This is a genomic window from Actinorugispora endophytica, assembly GCF_004363075.1.
Lineage (GTDB): Bacteria > Actinomycetota > Actinomycetes > Streptosporangiales > Streptosporangiaceae > Actinorugispora > Actinorugispora endophytica.
In genome coordinates this window covers 2,371-28,011 of sequence record NZ_SNYN01000034.1, presented here as the reverse complement: position 1 = coordinate 28,011, position 25,641 = coordinate 2,371, and the positions used below count along the sequence as shown (strand labels likewise).

The 25,641-nt window shown below is 71.0% G+C and carries 11 protein-coding genes and 1 pseudogene; 9 read left to right on the top strand and 3 right to left on the bottom strand.

Annotated elements, in window-relative coordinates; translation table 11 throughout:
- Positions 1-306 (bottom strand): hypothetical protein (locus tag EV190_RS23825; protein ID WP_208113293.1); only part of this gene is annotated, 306 nt, incomplete at its 3' end.
- 117 nt (positions 307-423) lie between these two features.
- Positions 424-1,068 (bottom strand): hypothetical protein, encoded by a 645-nt coding sequence (locus tag EV190_RS23820; protein ID WP_208113292.1) that lies wholly within the window; start codon positions 1,066-1,068, stop codon positions 424-426.
- Here EV190_RS23820 and EV190_RS22445 point away from each other — a divergent pair.
- Together EV190_RS22445 and EV190_RS22440 are read left to right on the top strand one after the other, a co-directional pair.
- Complete coding sequence (locus EV190_RS22445; RefSeq protein WP_133743604.1) at positions 1,043-11,011, top strand: hypothetical protein; 9,969 nt, start codon at positions 1,043-1,045, stop codon at positions 11,009-11,011. The two genes, EV190_RS23820 and EV190_RS22445, sit on opposite strands and share 26 nt — an antisense overlap.
- A 150-nt stretch (positions 11,012-11,161) precedes the next feature.
- A complete protein-coding gene (locus EV190_RS22440) occupies positions 11,162-12,568 on the top strand; it encodes a S8 family serine peptidase (RefSeq protein WP_208113291.1) in 1,407 nt (468 codons plus the stop codon).
- Between the two features lie 380 nt (positions 12,569-12,948).
- On the opposite strand, the gene eccCa is transcribed toward EV190_RS22440, so the two are convergent.
- Complete coding sequence (eccCa, locus tag EV190_RS22435) at positions 12,949-16,923, bottom strand: type VII secretion protein EccCa (RefSeq protein WP_133743603.1); 3,975 nt, start codon at positions 16,921-16,923, stop codon at positions 12,949-12,951.
- Between the two features lie 251 nt (positions 16,924-17,174).
- On the opposite strand from eccCa, the gene eccD reads away from it, so the two are divergent.
- The 7 genes and pseudogenes from eccD to EV190_RS23585 form a co-directional block, all read left to right on the top strand.
- Entirely contained in the window at positions 17,175-18,575 is a 1,401-nt protein-coding gene (eccD, locus tag EV190_RS22430; protein WP_133743602.1) for a type VII secretion integral membrane protein EccD, read from the top strand.
- Positions 18,576-18,577: 2 nt separating this feature from the next.
- The gene (eccB, locus tag EV190_RS22425; protein ID WP_133743601.1) at positions 18,578-20,029 is read left to right on the top strand and encodes a type VII secretion protein EccB; all 1,452 of its coding nucleotides are present in this window, start codon (positions 18,578-18,580) and stop codon (positions 20,027-20,029) included.
- Positions 20,030-20,059: 30 nt separating this feature from the next.
- Positions 20,060-20,383, top strand: coding sequence for a WXG100 family type VII secretion target (locus EV190_RS22420; protein ID WP_133743600.1), 324 nt, complete (start codon positions 20,060-20,062; stop codon positions 20,381-20,383).
- A gap of 142 nt (positions 20,384-20,525) precedes the next feature.
- Positions 20,526-20,822, top strand: a complete 297-nt coding sequence (locus EV190_RS22415) for a WXG100 family type VII secretion target (RefSeq protein WP_133743599.1) — start codon at positions 20,526-20,528, stop codon at positions 20,820-20,822.
- Between the two features lie 170 nt (positions 20,823-20,992).
- Complete coding sequence (locus EV190_RS22410; protein ID WP_133743598.1) at positions 20,993-23,674, top strand: hypothetical protein; 2,682 nt, start codon at positions 20,993-20,995, stop codon at positions 23,672-23,674.
- The gene (locus EV190_RS22405) at positions 23,565-23,909 is read left to right on the top strand and encodes a YbaB/EbfC family nucleoid-associated protein (protein ID WP_133743597.1); all 345 of its coding nucleotides are present in this window, start codon (positions 23,565-23,567) and stop codon (positions 23,907-23,909) included. The genes EV190_RS22410 and EV190_RS22405 overlap by 110 nt, the downstream gene beginning before the upstream one ends.
- 131 nt (positions 23,910-24,040) lie before the next feature.
- Positions 24,041-25,641 (top strand): annotated as a pseudogene (locus EV190_RS23585) (hypothetical protein); the annotation flags it as partial.

Genomic DNA, 25,641 nt, shown 5'->3' with positions numbered 1-25,641 from the left:
CGTCTTCGACACCGACACCGACTCGGTCTCCGACACCACCCCCCGCACCATCAACCTCGACCTCACCCCACCCAAAACCGAAACCGACAACACCAGAAACGGAAACGACTCCGACAACAGAACAGACAGCGGTCCCGAAACCAGAAGCGACGACCGGACCGAAAGCGCGCCCGCACCGTCATCCGCCCCCGCGGCCAAGGAGCCCCCGTCCTTCGACTCCGGGGACAGGAGCCCCTTCTCACAGGAGACCTCCGAATCCCGGCCGGACTCCAGTCCCGACGACGAGGAGACCGCCTCGGAGGACAACCGGGGTCTCGACTACGGCGACGAGGAAAGCGACGGCACCCGGACACCCGACAGCGACTTCCTGCCGACTCCCACCGAATACAATTCCCCCGGCGGAACGGAGAAAGGCGGATTCGACTATGACTCGTTCATCGAAAACCTTTTCGGCTCCCGATCCGGGAAGCCCGACCCCCTCGCCGGATTCCCCGAATCCGACCAGAGCCCCGTCGACGTCTTCTCCCTCCACGACATCCAGCTCGCCTCCCCCGGCCCCGACGCCGACCCGGCCACCGACACCGCCTCCCCCTTCCAGCCCCCCACGGCCACCGCGCCCGCGACCGCGCCCTCCACCAGCAACAGCGGAAGCACCACCGGGAACATCCAGCAGACCGGCACCCCCCAGAACCAGAACCGGTCCGGCGGCACCGACAACACGACCGGAACCGAGACCGGGACCGCCCCCGCGCCGGTCGACACCACATCCGACACCGGCGACACCAACACCGGCACCGGCACCGGCACCGGCACCGAGAACCCCACCGACCAGCCCCCCGCACCGGTCACCTCGGTCAGCGGCACCCCCCAGCAGACGACCACCCAGACCTCCTCCGAAACCTCCCAAGACACCACCGACGCCCGCGACAGCAGCAACACCCGCGACACGGACGACACGAACGACACCCGCGACACCCGGCCGAACGAGCAGCCCTCCCACGACGACGCCACCCCGGCCCCCGAGGGCTTCCGATCCGAGACCGTGTTCGATTCCGTCTCGTTCGTCAAAGCCCTGATCGGCCGGTCCGACGGCTCCGAACCGGTCCCGAACACCGACACGGACACGGACCGGGAGACGGTCTCCGGCACGGGCACGGGCACGGGCACGGACACGGAGGCCGCCGCGCCCGCGCCGCCCGCTCCGAACACCTCCTCCGACGACCCCCCTACGCTCTCGCCCCGGGTCACCCCGCAGGACACCCCGGGCGCGGCCTCCGCGCCCCGGCCCGGCGCGGAACCGCCCGCGCTCCGGGGCTTCGACGAGGTCCCCCCGGGCCAGCGGGACGAGATAGCGACGATCCTGAACAACGGCACCCCGTCCTCCCACCTCTCCCGGGGATACCGGGTCCTCAGCGCCTACTACCACCACTACGGCAACGACGCCGGCATCGAGGCGGCCCTCCACCACGTCGGAATCTCCGGGCTGACCGAGAGCCAGCTCCACAGCTGGTGGACGAACCTGCGCGAGACCGGGCTCCTGCACGACGCCCTCCACCACCTGGAGGGGTCCGGCGCGCACCCTCCCGCCCACGGCTGGGACTCCCTGCACGAACCCACCAGGCACACGTCCCTGGTCCCCGAGCACCTGGTCGCGAAGTTCAGCAGCCGTCCCGGCCAGTCGACCTCCTTCAGCGTCCCCGGCCCGGACGGCTCCCCCCTGCGGGCCACCATCCGGCAGCGGCCGACGGCGGACGGCCTCCCCGACCACCCGCGCATGGAGTGGCACCGGCCCCCCGCCGACCCGGACTCCTCCGAGGTCCCCCCCACCGAGGTGGTGCTGAGGTTCCGACGCCGCACCCCCCCGGGAGGGCTCGACGTCCGCGACGCCGAGGCCGCCCTGGTCCGGGAGCTGGAGTCGGTGGTCAACAGCGGCCGCCCCGTGCCCGAGCTCCCCGAGCCCGCCCTGGGCGGCGGCCGCCCGCCGTCCGAGCGCGCCGTCCCCCACACCCTGCGGGACGGCTCGCCGCTGCGCCTGCGCGTGGAGATCGTCGGCCCCGACCACGACCCGTCCCAGGTCCACGGCGACCTCACCTGGGCGCCTCCCTCGGAGGACTTCACCCTCCGCCAGGAGCACACGAAGGCCGCGCCCAAGGTCCTGTCCTGGTTCGGGCTCACCGAGAGCGCCGGCTCCCAGGACCGCCGCGGCGCGCCCGCGCCGACCGACGACCAGGGCGCTCCCCTGCCCCGTCGGCCGAAGGTCACCTCCGTCTCCCTGAACAACCTCGACCAGGTGCTCGTCCGCCACACCACGACACCCGCCGTCTCCGAGGACCTGCCCCGGCCCCAGACCTGGACGGGTTGGGAGGACCTGCGGAAGACCGTCCCCGTGACGCAGATCGGCTCTCCCGCGCACGCCTCGGGCGTGTCCGTCGGTTCGAGGGAGCCCCTGCGCGCGGACAACCTCCGCGCCAGTCCCCCGACCCTCCCCTCGCAGGGGATGGAGCCCCGCTTCGAGGTCCGGCGCGTCCCCATCCCCGAGACCGAGCAGGTCGAGGACGGCCCCACCCACGTCCAGGAGATCACCTGGCGCGTCCTGTTCGACCGCAACGGCGTCCCCGAGGAGAAGATCCGGCAGCACCTCGCCGCCTACCGCGACCAACTGGAGCGCGCCCTCAACGGCCGGCACCGGCTCCCCGACGAGTTCGGCGACCCCGGCGACCAGCTGCACGTGCGGGTGGAGGTCGTCGGCGACCCCGGCGTCACCGGTCCCGTGCACGCCGACGTGACGTGGCTGCCCCTGAACGCGGACGGCAGCCTTCCCCGGAGCAGCGCCCACCGCTGGGCCGTGGACGACAACCCGAAGGGGTCGGTGCACGAGACCCTGCACTGGCTCACCCTCATGGACGAGTACCCGGAGACGGGCCCGGGCTCCGGCGTCCTCAGGCGACACCCCGGCTCCTCGCGCGTGGACGCGTCCCCTGACGGGAACATCATGGCGAACGCCCGCGCCTTCTTCGGCGGCCTCCGGCAGCACCACCTGGACCACATCGGCGCGGTGATCCGGGACGCCGGCCCCCGGTCCGACGGCCGCGCCGCGCCTCCCCGCTTCGCCGACCTGCCGTTCCCCTCGCAGCTCAACATCGTCAACATATTGCAGCCCGGTCTCGGAAACGCTCCCGTCCAGCAGGCCCGCGAGTTCTTCTCCAAGACGCTGCAGGCGCTCGGCGCCTACTACGACCACCGGGTCCGCGGCCTTCCCATCAACGTGGTGGCGGAGAACCACATATCCATGATGCCGCGCCCCGCCCAGAGGATCTCGTTCACCGAGGCCCACACGCGGCAGGCCCGCGCGGTCCTGGAGCAGGTCTGGCAGGTATGGGAGGGGAGAGGGGGCATGCCCGCCGTCATGGCCGAACTCCAGAGGAACGGCCTGGACACCGCGCCCGTCCCCAGGCCGGACCGGCTCTCCCCCGACCTCAGGAGCGAGGTGGTCGACACCCTGCTGCCGGAGGAGGCCCTCTTCGACGACGACCCCGTCGATCCCCGCGTCGCGGACTCTACGCACGCGGTGTTCACCGCCTACTACCAGCACCAGGTCCACCACCGCGACGTCGACGCCCTCGTCCGCGACCACTTCGACCGGCTCCCCGGGGACGACCACCGGGAGAAGCGCCAGGAGATGCTCGACCAGTGGGAGCAGTGGCGCGGGGACGGCTCCCTCGCCGACGCCGTCGACCTGCTGGAGCGGAACGGCGTCCCCGCGCCCTCCGGTGGCTGGGACGCCGCCCTGGCCCGCCCGGTCAGGACGCCTCCCCCCGCCGGCGCGCCCGACCCCGGTCTCACCTGGACCCGGACCGGGGCCGGTTGGACCAGCACCCCCGCGGCCTCCCCGGCCCCCACCGGCCCCCCCGCTCCCCTCACCGTCCCCGAGCGCTCCCCGGACAGCGCGCCCACCGCCTCCGACGAGGACGCCGTCCTCCTGGACCCCCGGGTCAACCCGACCGAGACGTTCGAACTCACCGACTTCTCACTGTGGGGAGACCGGCCCTCCCCGTTCGCGCCGGACACCGCCGAGGACACCGGTGACCCGTTGACCACCCCCGCTCCCGAGCCGGCTCCGGACACCGGCGACTCCCCGCCCGCCCCGGAGGACCGGCAGCTGGACTACATGATCACCTCCGGGTGGATCGAGTCCTACGGCGTGAAGATCGACTCCGACCGGGTCCTCAACACGTTCTCCCGGCGGGCGCCCCGAAGCGTCCGCGACACCTTCCGCCGCCTGATCGCCCAGGACCCCCGCCCCTTCTTCCGCCCCCGGGGCGTCACCGTCAAGGGCCCCGAGGACCGCGACTTCACCCTGAGGCTGTCCTCCCAGGACGACCGGTGGCGTCCCGGGAGCATCGTCCCCGACTCCTCCTCCGCCCCCACGACGTCGCAGTACAAGGCGCTGCACGACCTCCAGGAACAGAGCGGGCGGTCCGCCTCCGGATCGCAGGGCAACCCCAAGCGCGTCGGGGCGGGGTTCCAGGGGCACTTCCTGGCCTCCGGCGCGGTGACGCCCCTGCCGTCGTTCCGGATCAGCGGGTCCAAGGGCGCGAGCTCCTGGCAGCAGTCCGCCGAGACCGGCCAGACCGTCTCCCGGACGACCGAGATGACGGGCGGGGGGACCGACTACCGGACCGGGCTCAGCGTCACCCTGGAGACGGACACCAACCCCGACGGGGAGCCGCTGACCTGGCAGGTGCCCTTCGCCGCGCAGATCACGGTGATGGGCGGCCTCAAGCCGCGGAGCGCGGACCTCCCGCAGACCATCGGCTTCACCGACCCGTTCACCGCCCCCCGCACCACCCCCGCCGCCGCCCCTCCCGGCCCGGCCCCCGCCCCGAGGCACTACGGCCGCTACCTGGGCAACAGCCACCCGATATCGGTGGAGTCCATCACGCTCACGCCGACCGGCTCCGGGCGGGGAGGCACGGACCGGGCCGGTTCGGAGCGGACCGACCGGCAGAACGGCGACGACCTGGGACAGTGGGTCGCGGACCGCCTGGGCTACGACAAGATCGCGGCCGCGAAGCCCCCGGAGGGCAGCGGCCGCCTCAAGAGGATGAACTGGCGGCTTCGCAAGGCCGGCGCCCACGAGCGCGGCGAGGAGATCCGGGAGAGCCTCAGCGCCGAGAAGATGGCGGACTACCTCCCCGTGCTGACGAACGACCCGGTGTCGATCGAGGTCACGAACGCGAAGGGGCGCCCCTCCGTCGTCACCATGTGGTCGTACCCGGTGTCCATGCGCCAGGTCCCCGACGCGCCGGACACGTTCAACATCAAGCACACGGACAAGTTCTCCCGGGGCTCCACCACTTCCGCGGGCCACGTCGACTCCCTGACGGTGCGTCCCGGGTTCGGCGTCCTGGAGCGGCTGGCCGGGGACGCCGTGCGGATGGAACTGCCGATGTTCGAGTACAGGTACACCAGGGAGAACGTCAACAGCCGGGCGCGCGAGTCCTCGGCCTGGGACGCGCACCTCTTCCACGGCACCGACACCGCCGTCTACCAGGTGGAGCGCAGGATCGCGGTCTGGACGCCGGGGGACGAGAACCCGACCCTCTTCGACGCCAGGACCACCGAGGCGCTCACCGCCCAGGAGGTGCGGGCGCTGTCGGACCCGGCGACCAACCAGCCGGCCCCGGACCCCTCCTTCAGCCTGCACGACTCGTTCCTGGGAAGGGACCGCGTCACCCACTTCGGGACCTCGCTGGTCAGGAACGTCACCTACCCGGACGGGGGCGAGTTCCGCCAGGTCCGGGGCAAGCCCACCACGGTGTTCCGCGACTACGCCTACCAGCTCCTGGACCGGATCGACGCCAAGCACCCGGGCCTGGTGCTGCCGCACCTGGCCATCCCCGGCGCGGAGCCGCCCCGCAAGGTCAGGGCCGGGTGGAACCACCGGCGCAACTACGACACCGCGGTCCGCAACACCATCAAGGTCCTGGAGGCCGCGAGCCTCAACAACTTCCGGTTCAGGCGCGACGACTGGGTCTCCCCCCACGGCCTGGAGGTCAAGCTGGAGGAGACCAAGAAGTTCCCCGGCGCGGACGAGGCGCGCAACAAGTCGCTGCTGCCGCCCGACCACATCTCGGTGTGGCTCACCGCGGCGGTGGACCGCCCCGCCCCCGGACCGCGGCTGGAGAAGTCCCACACCGGCAGCACGGCCGGTTCCAGCGCGGGGCAGCGCAAGCGCAACACCAAGAACCGGGGCCACTCCGTCGAGGGGCGGGCTGGCGTCACCTGGCGGAACATCGTCAACCGGGACGCGCGCGACTACCCCTCCAACACCGGAGGGGGCGGGTTCAAGCTCGGCTGGGAGAAGCGTTCGAACAGGAACCGCGACTTCGGCCACTCGGTCACCGGTGAGACCAACGTCAAGGACAAGGGCACGACCCAGCAACTCTTCTCGAACGTGGTCCTCGGCGCGCGGATCGGCACCGACAACGACCTGGTGCCGTGGCCGTCCCGGATCTCCCCCAAGGGATCGGACACCTCCACGGACCTGTTCCCCGACGACGGCCACGGGGTCCGGGGCCGGGTCGAACTCCACTCCCTGGAGAACCGCAGACCCATCACGGTGGACCCGCCGCAGGAGACCGGGCCGCTGACGACGCCGGGGCACCGCCGACCGGAGCGGACCACCGCCACGAACCCGGAGCAGAGCACCACCGCGGCCCCGGAGCGGACCACCGCCACAACCCCGCCGCCCCGCGTGGCCGAGCTCACCGGCGCCGCCGCCAAGGACCTCTTCCAGAACGGGTTCCGGTCGCGGATCGTCAACCCCGACGGCAATCGCGTCTTCCCGCCGGGCGACGCGCGGGACCGGCCCGCGGACGACGAGATCCAGATCATCCAGACACCCGGGGCCCGGCGGCTGCAGAGCTCGTTCGGTCCGCCGCAGGCGTTCGACCCCACGATCCGGCGGGACGGGCAGGAGCCGGTCACGGCGCTCTCCTACACCTACGACCACCTCGACCAGGACCACTTCTCGTTCACCAACTCCCTGACCGGGAAGCAGGCGGTCGGCCAGCTCGTCTCCAACCACATGTCACCGCAGACCCTGGCCGGATCTCCCGAGCTTCTCGGCAACAGCGGGTCCCGGTTGAGGTTCCAGTCCGGCGACTGGCTCGTCTCGCCCTTCAGGACCCGCACGACGCTCTCGACCTTCTACGTCCCGACCCGGGTGGTCTCCCTCACCCCCCGCCCCAAGGCCGTCGTGGAGTCGTCGCAGACCAAGGAGGCCAAGCTCGGCGCCGGCAGCACGAAAAACTCCAACCTCTACTTCGCGGGGTACGGGCGCGGCGGCTTCAACACGAACCCGGACGCCCCCTCGTCCTCGACCCAGGGCAGCGGCAGCACCCCCGACGGCGCCCTCAACCCGATCCTGCGGCCCAAGGGGGAGGTCCGCTTCGACTTCCTCGGCCGCGGGACGGTCGACTCGAACTCGGTGACGTTCCGCGTCAAGACCGAGATCAAACTCCAGGGGCCGTCCATCGAGTACGTGACCGACGGGGTCATCGGGCAGTCCATCGAGCGCAGGCACGACTTCAGCTTCCTGCTCACGGTCCCCCGGGCTCCGTCGACCAGCGGCTACTCGGCGTGGCTGGCCTCCGTCCCCAACGCGCAGAAGGGCATGGTCCCGGCGCTGTGGGCCTACAAGGACGGCCTGGTCGTGGACCGGATCACGTGGGGGCCCGACGGGACGGTCACCCGGGTCGACGCGCATCCCGCCCCGCCCCCGCCGAACAGCGCGATCGGGGTGCTCGACGGCCTCTCCGACAAGGGCTACCAGTCCAAGCCGCTCGACCCGAACCAGGCGATGGACCGCCTGGTCGCCGACCTGAGGCGCGGCGGCCTCGAACTGACCGATTCGAGCCGGGAGGACCTGCACCAGCAGCTGACCTCCCAGCTGAACCGGAACCTGGGCGGCCTCCCGCCCCTGCCCGTGGAGGTCCGCTCCGGTCCCCGGGGGATCGGCCGCCCCGCCTACGTCACCATGGACCTGACGCAGACCCACACGACGACCCCGCAGATGGGCGGCAAGGCGGAGTTCATCGAGAAGGTCAGCTTCGTCAACAGCGTCTCGGAGGGCGACTACACCTTCAGCGGCTGGAGCGGCGACGTCTCGATGGAGGTCCGGGTCCCGCCCCGGTACGAGGGCTCCGACCAGGGGGGGACGCCGCCGGACCGGCGCCCGGTGGGCTTCGGCCCCGAACCCGGCTACCAGGTCCAGAAGGCGGGCGCGGACGTCAGGACCACCGGCCTGTCCCCCGAGCGCTCGCACGAGAGGGCCCTGTTCAGCCCGTTCGCGATCATGGAGTCCGACACCACCCTGACCCTCACCCTGCACCTCGGGGACAGGTCGTTCACCGGTGCGAGCGACCCCAGCCGGACGCAGAACGTCTACCCGACCCCCTACCTCACCATCGGCGCCTCCCCGGGAACGCCCTCCCCCGCTCCCGTCCACTTCCGCGACGTGTCGGGGAGGACGCCTCCCGACAGGAGCGAGGCGGTCCAGGACTGGGTCGACGAGAAGAGGCCGCAGGGCTACGCCCCCGTCCCCGAGAAGAGCACCCGCTTCACCCCGGTGGGCGTGCGCGACCAGGGCCGCGCGGTCTTCGACGCGGCCTACACCGCCGCGGCCAGGGCCAACGGGTGGCGGCCGGGCGACGGCCAGGACCAGGACGCCCAGCCCGACGAGGCGGCCTCGGCGAAGGAGTTCCTGGACAAGAACTTCAGCAAGGAGATCTCCACCAGCCGCAACGCCCTCGTCGACAAGGGGAAGCGGCTCCTGGACGACGTTCTGGACAGGGCCGCCCCGCTCAACCCGGTCGACTTCGTCGGCGGTGAGACGGCCCTGCGCGGAATCGCCGCCGACGCGCTGGGCGACCCCGAGGGCACCCAACTGGTGCGCTTCGCCGACACCAGGGTCCATATCAAGGCCGTCCCGAACCTGGACGGGATGACCATCGTCTCCTCCAGCGAGGAGAGCCGGTCCCGCGACGCCGACCAGAGCGGGTTCAGCTCGTCGCACGGCAGGGCGGAGATGAGCGGCCACGGCCCCTTCATCGACGAGCGCGGCTCCGCCTCCGCCCGTGGACAGGACAGGATGTACGAGAACTCCGGCGGTTCCGCCGGGGTGAACTCGACGAGCAGCGAGAGCCGGTCGACCGGCGCCAAGGGCCCGGCCGTGGCCGAGGGGCCCGGCACCAGGCGGCTCTTCCTCGTCTCGGTGCCGACGCGCTGGCTGGTCTCGGCCGAGGCGCCCGGAACGGTTCCCGGCTTCGGCACGCTGCACAACCTCTCCCTGGTGGAGGCCGACGCGCCCGTCCTGCTGTGGATCACCGAGGGCGAGGCGCGCGACCGGGGGCTGGACGTGGACGACCCGGCGCTGAGGACCCTCGCCGACGCCGAGGCCGCGTTCGGCAAGGCGGATCTGGACTACCTGGAGGCCCGCCTTCCGCTGGCCGAGCTGGTCGCCCAGCGTGAAGAGCGCGCCGGCGACCCCGCCTACCGGGAGGAGTACGCGACCGCCGAGAGGCGTGTCCGGGACACCGGGGAAGAGCGCACGAGGCGGCTCCGCGAACTGGAGGCCGCGCTGGCCGGGGCCCGGGGCGTACCGCTGCCTCCGGCTCCCGACCCGTCCCTGACGACCTTCACCCCGCCGCAGCCGCTCCTGACCACGACGTCCTCGTCCACTTCCGACGGCGGCCCGCCGCCCGCGCCGCCGCAACCGTCCCGTCCCGCTCCGCCGGTCCCCCACGGCACCGGCATCCAGTTCATCCGGAACGGCATGCTCGACACCATCCACGAGTCCGAATCCGAGTCCGACTCGGACCTCTACTCCCCTCCGCCCCGGCTCACCCCTCCGACCCGTGTGCTCGACACCACCGGCGGACCCAGCCACGAACGCGACTACGACGCCGAACTCGACGACTACGAGCTCTCCTCACGGCACCGGTTCCGGGCCCGCTTGTTCGACATCACCCGCGGAGACAACCACCGGGCCGACACGGACTTCCGCTCCCCTCCGCCCCCGCGCGCCCTCCCGTTCCGCGTGCTCGACGCCGCCAACGAACCCGACTACGAACGCGACTACGACGCCGAACTCGACGACTACGAGCTTCCCTCACGGCACCGGCCCCCGACCCTCCTGCTCGACACCACCCGCGGAAGCGAATCCTGGGCCGACTTCGAACGCGACTACCAGGCCGGCCTCGACGACTACGAGCCCGTCTCGCGGTACCGGCCCCTGACCAACCCGATCGGCACCGCCCACGGGACCGACGCGGTCCTCTACGCCCCGGTGCCCCGGCGTTTCCCCCTGCTCTCCTCCGCCTCGGAGGAACCGTCCACGTCCGTGCCGCCCGCTCCCGTGGCACCGGAGACGGTCCCCCTCCCGCCTTCGCCCACCGTGCCCGAAACCCCCGCCCAACAGAACCCGCCCCCGCCCGCCCCCGCCAAGACCCCGCCACCACCACAACCCACACCCGTCACCACCGAAAAGACACCCCCGCCCGCCCCCATCAAGACCCCGCCACCACCACAACCCACACCCGTCACCACCGAAAAGACACCCCCGCCCGCCCCCGCCCCGATCACCACCGAGAAAACACCCACACCGACGCCCACCACCACAACACCCACCACAGAGACACAGCCCACCCCCGAGACGGTCCCCCTCCCGCCTTCACCCACCGTGCCCGAAACCCCCGCCCCGGCACCGCCTCGGCGGCGCTCGTCGGACCCCGGGCCCTCTCCGCGTCCCCGGACGCGCCGGTTCCCCTTCAGCGACCCGGCCCCGACCGAGGAGCAGCCGCGACCTGATCCCTCCTCCGATTCCAACCGCCCGGGGAGCTCCGCGTCGGACACACCCGCCACCACGTCACCGGAGCCCCCCGCGCCGAGCCGTCAGGACCTTCTCAACCTGGAGTTCTTCCAGCAGTTGAACCTCCCCCGGCAGTGACGCGGCACGGCGGCGCGCCGGACCGGCCCCCGCGTGCCCCTGCGATTTCCAATCTGTGATCCACCGCAGTCCGCCGATACCGGTGCGTACCGGACTCTTACGGATAGAGTGTTCGCGATCCGAGCGGCGACCTGGGAAGGGAACCTGCCGATGGGGTACTGGTCGGCGAAGCCGCGCTTCGCATCGCGCGGACGACGCCTCCTCGGGACCTGGACCGTCACCGCCCTCCTGGCGTTGGCGCCCGCGACCGCTCCCGGGCTCGGTACCGGGCCCGGTACCGACGCGGTCCCGGACACGCAGTCGGGGACGCCGTCCGGCGCGCCGTCGGGGGCGCCGTCCGGCGCGCCGTCCGTGCCACCGGGCGCGCAGCCCCCGTCCCCGTCGGCCGAACCACCGCCTTCCGCACTCCCCCAGATCACCCCGCTGAAGGCCGCGGACGACCCCTGCGTGGAGCCGAGCGCGAGCGTCGTGGACCAGGCCCCGTGGACGCACAACTCCCTCGGGGTGTCGGACGTCCACCGGTTGAACCGGGGCGAGGGTGTCACCGTCGCCGTCCTGGCAACCGCCGTCGAGGGCGACGTTCCCGCGCTGTCGGGGGCCGTCCAGGGCGCCCGAGCCGACTGCCTGGGGTTCGGCACGTTCCTGGCCGGGGTCGTCGCCGCCCGCGCGCTCCCCGACAGCGGGTTCGTCGGGGTCGCGCCCGAGGCGGAGGTGGTCGCGATCCCTACCGGGGCGGCGGACACCGGCATCACCACCGCCGCGCAGATCGCCTCCTCCATCGACGAGGCGGTGGCCGCCGACGCGGACGTGATCCTGGTGGGCACCGCCGCCTGGGCGGGGTCCACCGCGCTGGACGAGGCGGTGGGGGCCGCCGTCGACGCCGGAGCCCTCGTTGTCGCCCCGGCCACCGCGATCGGCCCGGACGGGCAGCTCCCCGGCTACCCGGCGCAGGACCCGGCGGTGCTGAGCGTGGCGTCGCACCAGACCACCGGCGAGACCATGCTGACCGAGCCCTTGTTCGTGTCCGAGGAGGAACTCGCCCGCATCGACGTGGAGGCGCCCGGAGACCGGGTGATGGGCGTGGGTCCCGGCAGCGACGGGCACTTCACCAGCGGCGGCGACGGCGTGGCCGCGGCTTTCGCCGCGGGGGCCGCCGCGCTGGTCCGCTCCGGAGAACCCGACCTGACCGGCGCCCAGATCCGCGAGCGGCTGCTGACGACCGCCTACACCTCTCCTTACGGGGCCGAGGACCCGTTCAGCGGCCACGGGAAGATCGACCTGATGGGCGCCCTCACCAACAGTCCGGGCGGCGCCTCGGACACCGTGCCGGGCGAGCGGTTCGTCCCGGACCCCTCGGCCCGCGGCTCGGTGGAGATGACCTCGACCGTCGTCGTGTCGAGCGTCGCCGGGTTCGTCGTCGTGCTGAGCGTGCTGGCGGGCCTGGTCATCCGCCGGGGCCGCCCCCGCCGCTGGCGCCCCGCCGTGCCCGGGGAGCCCATCACCCCCGAGGCGCCCCCGGCCAACCCCCTGAGCAGTCCGCCCCCTTCGAAGTCCTGATGATCTTGCCGCCGGCGTTCCAGATCCCGCGATTTCAGAACGCCGGCGGCAAGATCATCGACGGGGCTCTCGTGCAACGGGCATCGTAGGCGCGACCTCGTCCCGTGGCCGCCGTCGCCACCCGCCGTGACCCCGCGATCCGCGTGGCGCGTGGCGCGTGGCGCGTGGCGCGAGGCCGGACGACCCACCCGAAGCACCAGCACGTCGATCACCCCCGCACCGGGACCTCCCTATGGGGCCTCCGGGCTGCGGGAAGGTGTCCGTTTCCTGGCGCTCTCTCCGGTGATCTTGACCTTTTCGGGGTCTCAGAGACGGTTGAGACCCCGAAAAGGCCAAGATCACCGGGAGGAACGGACAGCACGGACATCGGGGAGCGGGTGCTACGCCTCGGTGCCCTCCGCGATGACCAGCTGGACCTCGATGGGGTCGCGGCGGGAGATCCAGATGGCACGGCCGGTGGGCAGCTTCTGGGCCCGGATGTTGCCGAACAGCATGCCCTCCGACGGCGGGGTCGAGAGCATGATGCTGGGCGTGTTGGAGTCGATGAGCGAGCGGATGACCGGGTCCCCCGACGCCCTGCCGAAGCCGCCCGCGGCGTGCACCAGGATCAGGTGCATGCCGATCTCGGCCCCCTGGGAGAGCAGCGGCAGCAGCGGCGTCAGCGGGCTCGGCCCGCTGCCGGCCACCATCTCCAGGTCGTCGATGACGATGAACAGCTCGGGCCCGGTCCACCAGTCCCGCTTGCGGATGCGCTCGGGGGTGATGTCGGGGCCGGGCAGGCGCTCCTTCATCGCCTGGGCCGCCGCGATCATCATCTCGCGCGTGCTCTCCCCCGAGACCGCGTAGCCCAGCTGCATCTCCTTGGGCACCGCGTCGTACAGCTCGCGGCGCTGGTCCACCAGCACGACCCTGGCGGTGGCGGGGTCGTAGTGCTCGCGGATCGCGTTGGTGATGTGGCGCAGCAGCGTCGTCTTGCCGGTCTCGGTGTCGCCGACGACGATCAGGTGCGGGGTGCCGGAGAAGTCGTGCCAGAAGGGCTTCATCCTCCTGCTCTCCAGGCCCAGGGCGACCTTGAGGCCGCCGTTCTTGGTGCGCTTGGCGGGCGGCAGCTCCGACGCGTACAGCTTCGAGGGGAGCGTGCGGACCGGCGGCGCGCCGGGCTTGTCGCCCCAGGCCGCGGTGACCCGGTCGATGATTTCGGTCATGCCCGCGGACACGGTGACCGAGTCGGGGTTGCCGTCCGCGCGCGGCAGCGCGGTGAGGAAGTGGTACTTGTCCTCGGTGATGCCGCGCCCCGGCACCCGGGGGACGGTCTGGGCCTTGCGCATGTTGACCATCGAGTCGACCGGGTCGCCCATCCGCAGCTCGAAGCGGGTGCCCATGAGGTCGCGCAGACCCGAGTGGAAGTCCGCCCAGCGGGGGGACGCGACGACGACGTGCACGCCGTAGTTGAGGCCGCGCTGCACGAGCTGGATGATCGGCGCGACCAGGTCCATGAAGTCCTGGCGGATGGTGCCCCAGCCGTCGATGACGAGGAAGACGTCTCCGTAGGACTGGTCGGCGAACTCCCCCTCCGCCCTGCGGCGGCGGTAGGTGTTCATCGAGTCGATGGCGTTCTCGGCGAAGAACGCCTCCCTCTGGTCCAGGATCTCGGTCATCTCCATGACCGTCCGGGTGATCTTCCGGCCGTCCATCCGGCCGACGACACTGCCCACGTGCGGCAGCCTCCCCAGCGCCTGGAGCACGCCGCCGCCGCAGTCGATGCAGTAGAACTGCACCTGGGCGGGCGTGTTGGTGAGCGCCAGCGTGGTGATGAGCGAGGCCAGCAGGGTGCTCTTGCCGCTCTGGGGCCCGCCGGCGATGCCGACGTGGCCGCCCGCTCCGGCGAGGTCGGCCTTGAGCGGCAGGCGGAGCTGGTCGAAGGGCCGGTCGATGATGCCCAGCGCGACCTTCAGCCTGCCCTTCTCGGACCAGGCCAGCCCGTCGGGGGGCAGCGGCGTGCCGGTCATCATCAGCAGCTCGTCCAGGAGCGGCGGCGTGCCCAGCGGGGCCAGCCACACCTCGCGCGCGGCGATGCCCTGGTCCTTCAGCCGGTCCAGGGCCACCGCGAGCAGGGTCGCGGCCTCCTCGTCCTCGGGCGTCTCCTCCTCGACCTCGGGGTCGGGCGCGCGTCCGGCGACGTACCCGTCGATGAAGGGGACGACCTCGCCGACCCCGGCGAGCTGGCGTCCCACGCGCCGCTTGACCTGGTGCGCGCCCGAGACGTAGGCGGCCTTGAAGCGGGTGAGGGTCTCGGTGTCGCTCTTGAGGTAGCCGTTTCCGGGCGCGGGGGGGAGCTGGTGCGCGTCGGGGACGCCGAGGACGCCGCGGCTCTCGATGGCGGAGAAGGTGCGCAGGCCGATCCGGTAGGACAGGTGGCTCTCCAGCTGGTGCATGCGGCCCTCGTCGAGGCGCTGGGACGCCAGCAGCAGGTGCACGCCCAGGCTTCGGCCCAGGCGGCCGATCATGACGAACAGGTCCATGAAGTCCCGGTGCGCGGCGAGCAGCTCGCTGAACTCGTCGACGACCACGAACAGGGTGGGCATCGGCTCCAGCGTGCCGGGGGCCGCGTGGTAGGCCTTCTGGTACTCGTGGATGTTGACGAAGTTCCCGGCGGTGCGCAGGTGCTCCTGCCGGCGGATGAGCTCGCCGTGCAGCGCGTCCTGCATGCGCTCCACGAGGGTGGCCTCGCCCGCGAGGTTGGTGATCAGCGCCGAGGTGTGCTGGAGGCTGTCCAGGCCGATGAAGGTCGCGCCGCCCTTGAAGTCCACCAGGACGAAGTTCAGCGTCTCGGAGGAGTGGGTGAGGGCGAGCGAGAGGACGAGGGTGCGCAGCAGCTCGCTCTTGCCGGAGCCGGTCGCGCCGATCAGCATGCCGTGCGGGCCCATCCCGCCCAGCGCCGACTCCTTCAGGTCCAGCTCCAGCGGCGAGCCGTCGGCCGCGACGCCGATGGGGACGCGGAGCCGGTTCTCCGGGCGCAGCTCCTCCCACATGCCGTGGACGTCGTGCTGGTAGAGGTTGGGGATGCCCAGCAGGGTGGTCAGCTCGAAGTCGGTGGTCAGCGGCTCTGTGGTGACCTCGGAGGCCACGCTGACGCGGTAGGGCGCGATCAGGCGGGCCAGGCTCTCCGCCCGGTTGCGGGTGAGCGCGTCGGGGCGGCCCAGCGGGGTCATGACGTCGCGCCCGCTGTGGTCCTCGCCGATCACCTCCAGCTTGTCGGGGGCGACCTTCAGGGCCAGGGTGTAGGGCTCGTGGTCGGGCGGGAGGGGGTCGAACACGTCGATCACGACGGCGTTGCGGTAGCCCCCGCCGGTGAAGCGCGACCCGGGCGGCACCTGGCCGCCGTCGACGACGATGACGGTGAACGGCTCGTCGCGGGAGGGCGTCGCGGCCGGGTCGAAGCGGGGGCGGTCCGCCAGGTCGTCGCCGATGAGCCGCTCCAGCTCGACCGCGTCGGCCGACACCATCCGGACCGGGCCGGCCCCGTCCCGCTCGGTGGGGTGCTGCGTGTGCGGCAGCCATTTGAGCCAGGACCAGTGGAAGCGCCGCTGGTCGGACACGCACACCGCGATCCGCAGGTCGTCGTGGGTGTGGAACACGGCCAGCTGGCCGATCATGGCCCGGACCATCGCCCGGCACGCCTCGGCGTCGCCCCGGAGCGACACATGGGCGTAGCCGCGCAGGTAGACCGATACGGGCTGGTCGCCGACCGTGGAGTAGGCGTTGATGAAGCGGCGCAGCGCGTGCGCGCTCAGCGGCTCCAGGTCCTCGACCGGCTTGGTGGACAGCGGGGACATGACCATCCCCATGGCCTGCTCGCCGACCGCCACCCGGATCTCGGCGAAGTCGTCGTCGGCGGACCGGCGCTCCCAGAGGCGGGAAGTGCGCACGATCGACCACAGCGCCTCGGGGGGAGGCGCGCGCCACAGCATCGCGTCGCGCTGCTCGGTGACGACCTCGCGCAACCGCGCCCGGTTCTGGGCGAGGTAGCGTAGGTAGTCGCGCCGGTCCCCGCTCAGCTTCTGACTGCGCTCGATCATCGCGCGCAGGTACTGGCCGGCCAGCATCACGACGGCTCCGACCAGCATCATCCCTCCGGCGAGGTAGGGCATGATGCTGCCCGCGCCCCCCGCTCCCGGCCGGATGAAGAGCATGAGCATCGCCATCGACGTCATGGCCATCGGCAGGTACATGAAGACCGACGAGATGCTCGACTGTGCTTCGGGCAGCTCAGGCGGCTCCTGGAGGCTGAGTTCCCCCGACGGCATGTCCGGGCCGGGACGCCTGGGGGGCCTGCGGATGAGGATCGTGTTCAAGGAGAGGCCGCCTCTCGGGGCATCACTGGGGGTCGAGGGGACCGGTCCCAGTTCTTCGCGGTCTCGTCACCAGATGGATACATCAGAACTGGCTCTGAGTAAAAGTGGAGTGATACAACATGAAGTCACACAGAAGCAATGTAATCAACACGTAATGACAAACCACTGGGCAACAGAGTTAACTTTCGAGAAAGCTTCTCTAGCCCTATCATCTCCTATCCAGTGTCCCGCTGCAGTGAGTAGGCAACCGGATGAGCAACTCCACGGCCACGGATCTGTGCCGGCTCCTGATCAGAGCGCCCGAGCGCTCCTTCGAGATCGCGGCACCCTGTGACATGCCGCTTTCCGAACTCATTCCCACCTTCGTGCTCTACGCCGAGGGTGATGAGGGCGATGACCTCGACGAGAGCGGGCTGGAGCACGACGGCTGGATCCTCCAGCCCCTCGGCGGCGACCCCCTCGACGAGGAGGAGACCATCGACTCCCTGGGGCTGGTCGACGGGGAGACGCTCTACCTGCGCCCCCGCCGCGACCAGCTCCCGCCGATCCACTTCGACGACCTCATCGACGGCGTCGCGACCGGGATGTCCGAGCGCCCGGACCGGTGGCGTCCGGCGTTCACCCGCGTCCTCCTGCAGGGGCTGGCGCTCGGCACGCTGCTGCTGGGTTTGGCGTCGCTCGTCACAAGCGGGACCGGCGGCCTGATCGCGCTCATCGCGGCCTCCTCCTCGGTCCTGCTGCTGCTCGCGGCCTGGGCCTCCTCCCGTGCGATGGGCGACCTGACCGCGGCGACCGGGTTCGCCGGGACCGCGGTGCTCTACATGGCGGCCGCGGGCGCGGCCGTCCCGGTGGGCGAGCCGGGTGACGCCCTGCTGGGCGCCCGGCTCCTGGCGGGGAGCATGGCCGGGGCCGGGGCGACCGTACTGGGCCTGGCCGCGGTCGCGGGCTCCGTGCCGTTCTTCGTCGGGCTCGTCGTCGTCCAGCTCTTCAGCGTGATCGGCGCCCTGTGCCTGCTGTTCCTCCCGGGCGCCACCATCCCCGCCTCCGCCGGGCTGGTCAGCCTGCTCTCCCTGCTGCTGGGGACCTTCTCCCCGCAGCTGGCCTTCCGGTTCTCCGGTCTGCGGCTGCCCTCGCTGCCGTCCACGCCCAAGCAGCTCCAGGAAGACATCGACCCGTACCCCGCGCGCGGGATCCTGGACCGCGCCTCGCTGGCGGACCAGTACCAGACCGCGCTGTTCGCCTCCACCGGAGCGGTGCTCGCGGTCTGCCTGTTCATCCTCGCCCGCGTCCCGCACTGGGTCCCGATCACGCTGTGCGTGACACTCTCCCTGGTCATGCTGCTGCAGAGCCGGGGGCTGGCCGGAGCCTGGCAGCGGGTCGCCATGGTCGCCCCGCCGTGCGTCGGCCTGGCCGCGCTGTTCTTCACCTCCGTGTGGGACGCCGAACCGCTGTGGAGGATGCTGGGCATGCTCGGCCTGTACGCGCTGACCACCTGCCTGGCGATCGTGTCCTGGACCCTGCCCGGCCGCAGGGCGCTGCCGCACTGGGGCCGCGCGGCCGAGATCCTCCAGTCGATCATCACCGTCGCGATCGCCGCACTCGTCCTGGCCCAGTTCGGCGTCTTCAGCGCGCTGCGCGGAATCGGCGGCTGAGCATGCAATCACGTCGCGACCGGGTCCAAGCGCACAACTTCATGGTCGGGCGCCTGGGCACCGCCATGCTCGAAGGCGACCCGAACGCCGTGGACGCCCCCATGCGGCGCACCCGCAACGGGAACTTCATCGGCCTGGCCATCGCCGCGCTGGTCTGCGTGGGCTTCCTGGTGTTCGGCCTGATCTTCCCCGGGGGCGCGAGCACCTGGCGCCAGGAGGGCACCCTCATCGTGGAGAAGGAGACCGGGGCGACCTACCTCTACTCCAGCGGAATGCTGCGCCCGGTCGCCAACTTCACGTCGGCCAAGCTCATCCAGGGCGACCAGCTGACCGTCCGCTCCGTGTCGGCGAAGTCCCTCGAGGGCGTGCCCGCCGGCGGCCCCGTCGGCATCCCCGGCGCCCCCGACTCCCTGCCCTCGGCCGAGAACCTGGGGTCGGAGGTGTGGCGGCTGTGCGCCGTCCCGCCCACCGACGACTTCCCGCCCCGCGTGTCGCTGACCGTCAGCGTCGAACCGCGCGCGGACCTGCTCCCCCGCGACCTGGGCGTGCTGGTGTCCTCTCCCGACGGGGAGCACCACCTGCTGTGGCACGACACCCGGCTGCGCCTGGACTCCGGGGGCGGCGCGCTGGAGGCCCTGGGCTACGGGACCAGTCCGGTGCTGGAGGTGACGGACTCCTTCCTGGACTCGGTTCCCGCCGGCCCCGATCTGGCCGCGCCCGAGATCGCGGGGCTGGGCGAGGACGGCCCGGTGCTGGCGGGCCGCTCCACCGCGGTCGGCCAGGTCTTCGTCGTCTCCGGCCAGGAGCAGGCGGAGCAGCACTACGTACTCGCCCGCGACGGCCTCGCCCCCCTCACCTCCACGGAGTCCCGGCTGCTGCTGGCCCACCCCGGCGTCAGGGAGACCGCCTACGGCGGCGCCACCCCCGCCCCCGTCGAACTCACCGCCGCCGACATCCAGGGGCAGCTGGCCCCGGCCGACGAGGCCCAGCCGTCGGGCGACTCCCCGCTGCCGGCGAACCCCCCGGAGCTGTTCTCCGTCGACCTGGCGACCTCGTGCCTCCAGCTCGCGGAGGACGGGCGGCTCGAACTCGCCCTGCAGCCCGTCGACGCCATCAGCGCCTGGCCCGTCCAGGAGATCCCCGCGATCGCGCCGGGATGCCCCACCCCCGAGCTGATGGGCATCCCCGCGGGCGGGGGCGGGCTCGTCGAGGCCAGCCCCATCGGGGGGAGCGCCACCGCCCCGACCTACTACCTGGTGACCGACACCGCGGCGAAGTACCCGGTGACCGACGCGGAGACCGTCGCCGTCCTCGGCTTCGACGCGGCGTCGGCCACCCCTGTGCCGACCTCGATCCTGAGGCTCATCCCGACCGGGCCTCTGCTGAACCCCGCCATGGCGGCCCTTCCGGTCACGCCGTCCGAACGGGTGGAGAACACCGAATGCCCCCAGTAACCGACCGGAGTACCGAAAGGAGTCTGATCAATGTCGGACATGCAGGCAACCGAGCGGGCGAATAACATCGCCCGCGAAGCGATGGAGACCGCCCACACCGAGTGCAACCGGGTGTACACCCACGTCGACGGGATCCGCGACGACCTCAGGACCAGCTGGCAGGGTGCCGCTTCCAACAGGTACAGCGAGGCGCTCGTCTCCTGGCTGGAGGAGCTCCGGCTCATCACCAACGACATGAGCACCATGATCGGCACCTTCGGCGGCACCGTCCGGGAGATGCAGCAGATGGAGGACACCAACATCATCGAGGGCTCGGGCTGGATGGACGACCTGAACCCCGGGATGATGCGCTGACGGCGGTCCCCCGCCAACGGACCCCGACCCCACTCCGCCGGCCCCCTTCGGCCTTCCCCCTCCGCAGGGAAGACGACCGGCAACCACGGCACATCCTTCGGAGGGCCGCCGCCCTCCTCTCCCACCGGACAAGGGAAGAGACATGAGCGACTTCTCCATCACTTACAGCCGGGTCGACCAGGCGACCCAGGACGTCCAACAGCAGACCGAAGCCGTCTCCAGGGCGATCGAGGAGCTGGACGGCAAGATCCAGGCCGTGCGACAGGACTTCATCGGTTCGACCGCCGAGCAGTACGACGCCAAGGTCAAGTACTGGCGGAGCAACGTCGACGACATGCGCTACCTCCTCGGCAAGGCCCAGGCCGCGCTGAACAGCATCCGCAACAACTACTCCGCCACGGACGGCCGCGAAGCCATGCGGTGGTCGGAACTCCTGTAGCGGCCCTCCGCGTCCGGGCCTCGCCGATGTTCACCGGCGCCCGGGCGCGGAGTCCGCTCCCCGCCCTCGCGCCCGCGGGGCGCGGGACGACCGAAGGACCCGCGGGAACCCGCCGCGGGGTGGACAACGCCTACGCCGAACGGCTCCGAGTGATATCCCGAGGAGGATGAATGCCCGAGCTGCACGATATTATGAATATCTTCGCGGACGCGGCGGAGGGGAGCTATCCCAAGCTGATTCCCTCCTCGGACATCACGTCCAAGAACTGGTTCCTCGTCGACGGGGAGAGCGGCCACTACTCCCACAACCCGGACTGGATGCACATCTGGTTCAGCTACTCGGTTCAGAAAACCGGGACCACCTATGGGTATGGCGGCTCGTCGTACTCCTATACATACACGGATTACGATTACGCGGGTTACAAGTTCGACGAGAGCATCGGCTACGTATACGAGAACCACACCCTGGGGCCGAAGAACGGCGACTCCGCGTCGGCCCTCGACATAGCGTTCAACACCAACCTGCTCAGACTGGCGAAGCTCGCGGTCAGCTTCACGGACGGCTCCACCTCCTTCAGCCGCCCGTCGGTGCAGAAGGCGATCGACGCCCTGGACGACACACACACGTTCTTCAACGAGCAGCAGGAAAAGCTCCTGGCCGAGGTCAAGAAGTTCCACGACCCGGACAGCCCGCTCCAGGGCAACGCGATGAACGCCTTCGCCAACCACCTCTACAACCTGGGCAGCAGGCTGGAGGACCTCAGCGGGCAGCTGGCGGACTTCAAAGCGGCCATCAGCAGGATCAACAACTCGTTCAAGACCGAGGCGAACGCGCTTCTCACCGCCGTGGAGAAGCGCAACAACAACCCGCAGTCTTCCACGTACACGGGGATTATCCAGGGCTGGTACGGCGAGACCAACAACGCCGCCCACATGCGGTGGAACGACGGCCGGGACCAGTTCGAGATCAATTACTCCAGTAATTGGGGGATCATCGGGGACATCGACACCGACAACGGGGTCAATAGGGAGCTCCACAGGCGCTGGGACGACGGCCTCAAGGACGTGAAGGCGAAGGCGGACACGCTCTACAACAAAATGGTGAGCGCCTACTCCAGCATCGAAACGGACATCGACAAGATCACGGCCCCGAAGGGCCTGAACCTCCAATGGGACACCCCCACCGGAAGCAACGGCGACGGCTCCGGAGGCCCGGAAGAGATCAAGTTCCCGGAGATCAAGTTCCCGGAGATCAAGTTCCCGGAGATCAAGGTCCCCGAGGTCACCGGCGGCGGACCCGGCAGCGGCAGCGGCGGCCCCGGCGGTGGACCCGAAATCCCGGAGCTCAATATCCCCGAGATCACCGGCGGCGGACCCGGCAGCGGCAGCGGCGGCCCCGGCTCCGGGTCCAACTTCACCGGGCTCCCCGAGGACATCACCGGCGGCGGACCCGGACTCGGCAGCGGCTTCGGCGGCCCCGGCTCCGGATCCAACTTCACCGGACTCCCCGAGGACATCACCGGCGGCGGACCCGGACTCGGCAGCGGCTTCGGCGGCCCCGGCAGCGGACTCGGCAGCGGGCTCGGCAACACCCCCAACTTCACCGGACTCCCCGAGGACGTCACCGGCGGCGGACCCGGCCCCGGATCCAACTTCACCGGACTCCCCGAGGACGTCACCGGCGGCGGCCCTGGCAGCGGCAGCGGCTTCGGTCCCGGGTTCGTCCCGCCCGTCGTCAGCGGCGGCGGCCCCGGCCCCGGCAGCGGACTCGGATCGCTCCCGTCACTGGACAAAAGGCTCCCCGTCGATCCCGAGACCGGCCTGCCCATCGACCCCGACACCGGGCAGCCCTTCCCCGTCGACCCCGAGACCGGCATCCCCTACGACCCCGACACCGGCCTCCCCGTCCTCCTCGACCCCGAGACCGGAATCCCCCACCCGATCGACCCGCTCACCGGCGAATCCTACGATCCGGTCACCGGCTACCCGATGGGACTGGACCCGGACTCCGGCCTCCCCGTGCCGCTCGATCCCGAGACCGGCCTGCCCATCACCGGCGGCACCCCGGGCTCGGGCAGTGGACTCAACCTCACCCCGCCTCCCGAGTACGAGCTTCCCCCGTTGGAGACGCCGAGTTACAACGGCAACGGGAACGAAGACGGGACCGGCACCGACATCCCGACCTATTCGGATACGATCCCGAACGGCCCGGGCAGCGGCTCCGGCCTGAACATCCCGGAAATCCCGAACGAGAATTCCGGCACCAGCGACCGGACGTCCCTGTTCGCGACTCCCCCGAGCAACAACAACCCAGAGGGAAACCCTGGTCCTGGCAGCGGTTTCCCGTCGACCTCTCTCTCCGGCACGAACGGCACCAGCGGCACGGGAGGGGCTGGCGGCCTGGGAGGGACCGGCGGTCTGGGCAGCGCCATGGGCGGCGGCGCGGGAGGAGCCGGCGGTACGGGCGGCGGTACGGGCGGCGGCATGAGCGGCATGGGCAGCGGCATGGGCAGCGGCATGGGCGGAATGCCGCCGATGATGCCCATGAACGGCCAGCAGAACAACCAGGAGCGCACCCGGTCCACGTGGCTGTCCGAAGACGAACGCGTCTGGGGCACCTCCGGCAGGGAAGGAAAATCCGTTCTCGGGCGTCCGGTGCCCGGCGAGGAGAAGAAGGGAACCAGTCGTGAGTACATCGATGCCCGAACAGGCGGAGCAGGCTCTCGCACAACTTCACAAGAAGATGGAGGAGTTCGGGCGGGCAAGCGCAAGCCTGGAGTCGGCAACCGAAGAGGTCATGGCCAAGGACCGGCTGGTCAGCGCGAAGGTGAACGCCAAAGGGGAACTGATTGAGCTGAAGTTCCACACCCAGAAGTACCGGCAGATGGCTCCGAAGGAGCTCTCCACCGCGATCACAGACGTGATCGAACGCGCGCGCAAGCAGATGGCCAAGCGCGTCGTGGAGAGTTACGGGAGTTTCGCCCCCGAAGGGGTCGACCTCGACGAGATCATCAGCGGCCGTTTCAACCCGAGTCGGATGCTCAGCGGCTTCGACATCCCCTTCCCCACGGGTACGGACAAGCCCTAGGTCCGCCCTAGTCAGCCAAGGAGACGGCCATGACCGCCCCGAGAACCCCCCCTGTCCCCGGCCCCGGCGGACCACCGCCTGGGGATGAGTCGACGGACCCCGCGCACAACGTCCTGCGTACCGTGTCAGGCATGGCGCCCCTCGCCGCCTCGTCCACCGCTATCGACATCGACCCGGAAACCGGCTTCGTCCGCATCGGACACGGCGACGGGTCCGTCGTGCTGGACACCGGCGGCATGGACCTCCGTATCGACCCCGACTCGGGGCTCGTCTCGGTGGTGCAGCCCCCGACCGACGAGATCGTCCCCGTCGCGACGGTCGAGGTCGAACCCGTCGTCATCAAGCCGGGTGTGGCCAAGCAGATCGCCGGCAAGACCGTCGACAGCGGTTCCCAGCAGCCCGTGGACGGTGGGCGGGGAGACCTGCAGCCGATCTCCGAACCTCTGGGAGGCACCCCCCAGAACCTCCAGCCCATGCAGTACTCGGCCGCGACCCCGGCCACCCCGGCCATGGACACGGCTTCCATCTTCGCCAGGGCCCTAAGCCCGAAACAGGAGAGCCGCTCCGATGAGCCGCTGACCCCCCTTGAGTCCGGGCAGGAGGTGACCGAGTCTCTGAGGCGGGTCCCGTCGGAACCGGTGGCCCAGCTCCGGAGACAGGGATCGGAAGAGGACCAGCACTCCGTCGAATACGACGAGGGGACCGTCTCCCTCGACCCGGGGGACAGGCAGGTCAATGTCGACCCGCGGACCGACGAGGTCACCGTCACCTCCGATGCCGGGACCTCTTCGACTCCGTCGACCGAACCCCCCGCTCCCGGTGAGGTGAGGGTCGATCCCGACACCGGCCTGATCACCGTCGGCCACGCCTCGGGCACGGTCACCATCGATCCGGTCACCGGTGAGGTCGGGCTCACGACCGACGACTCCCCCGTCGCCATCGACCCCGACACCGGTCTGCTCACCATCGGCGACCCCGACGACCTGCCCACCGAGACCGACTCCACCGACAACGCCTCCTCCGGTGTCGAAGCCGGTGACGCCCTCGTCCGCATCGATCCCGACACCGGCCTGATCACCGTCGAGCACGCCGACGGCCTGATCACCATCAACCCCGAAGAGGGCGCGGTCGGCGTCGAGATCGACGACGAACAGGTCAGCATCGACCCCGAAACCGGCGAGATCACCATCTCCCAGCCGGAGACCGAAGAGCACGAGGAGACCGGGGACGATTCGGGGGCCCAGACCGATCCTGGGTCCGAGAACGACTCGGGCCAGGAGAACAGCGGAGACAACAGCGGTTCCGGGAGCGACGAGGAAACCGGAACAACTGAAGACCCCACTGAGACCGGCTCCGACGAGATCCCCGCCTACAACAGCGGAAACAACAACAGCGGCAGCGGCAGCGGGACATCCCCCTCCCCCACCACCGGCAGTGGTAGCGGTTCGGGAAGCGGCAGCGACACCGGCAGCGGTTCGGGCAGCGGTTCGGGAAGCGGCGAAGAATCCACCGAGACCACCCCCAACGAAACCCCTACCTACACCAGCAGCGGCAACACCGGCAGCGACACCGGTTCGGGTAGCGACACCGGAAGCGGCACCGACACCGGTTCGGGTAGCGACACCGGAAGCGGCACCGACACCGGTTCGGGTAGCGACACCGGAAGCGGCACCGACACCGGTTCGGGTAGCGACACCGGAAGCGGCACCGACACCGGTTCGGGTAGCGACAC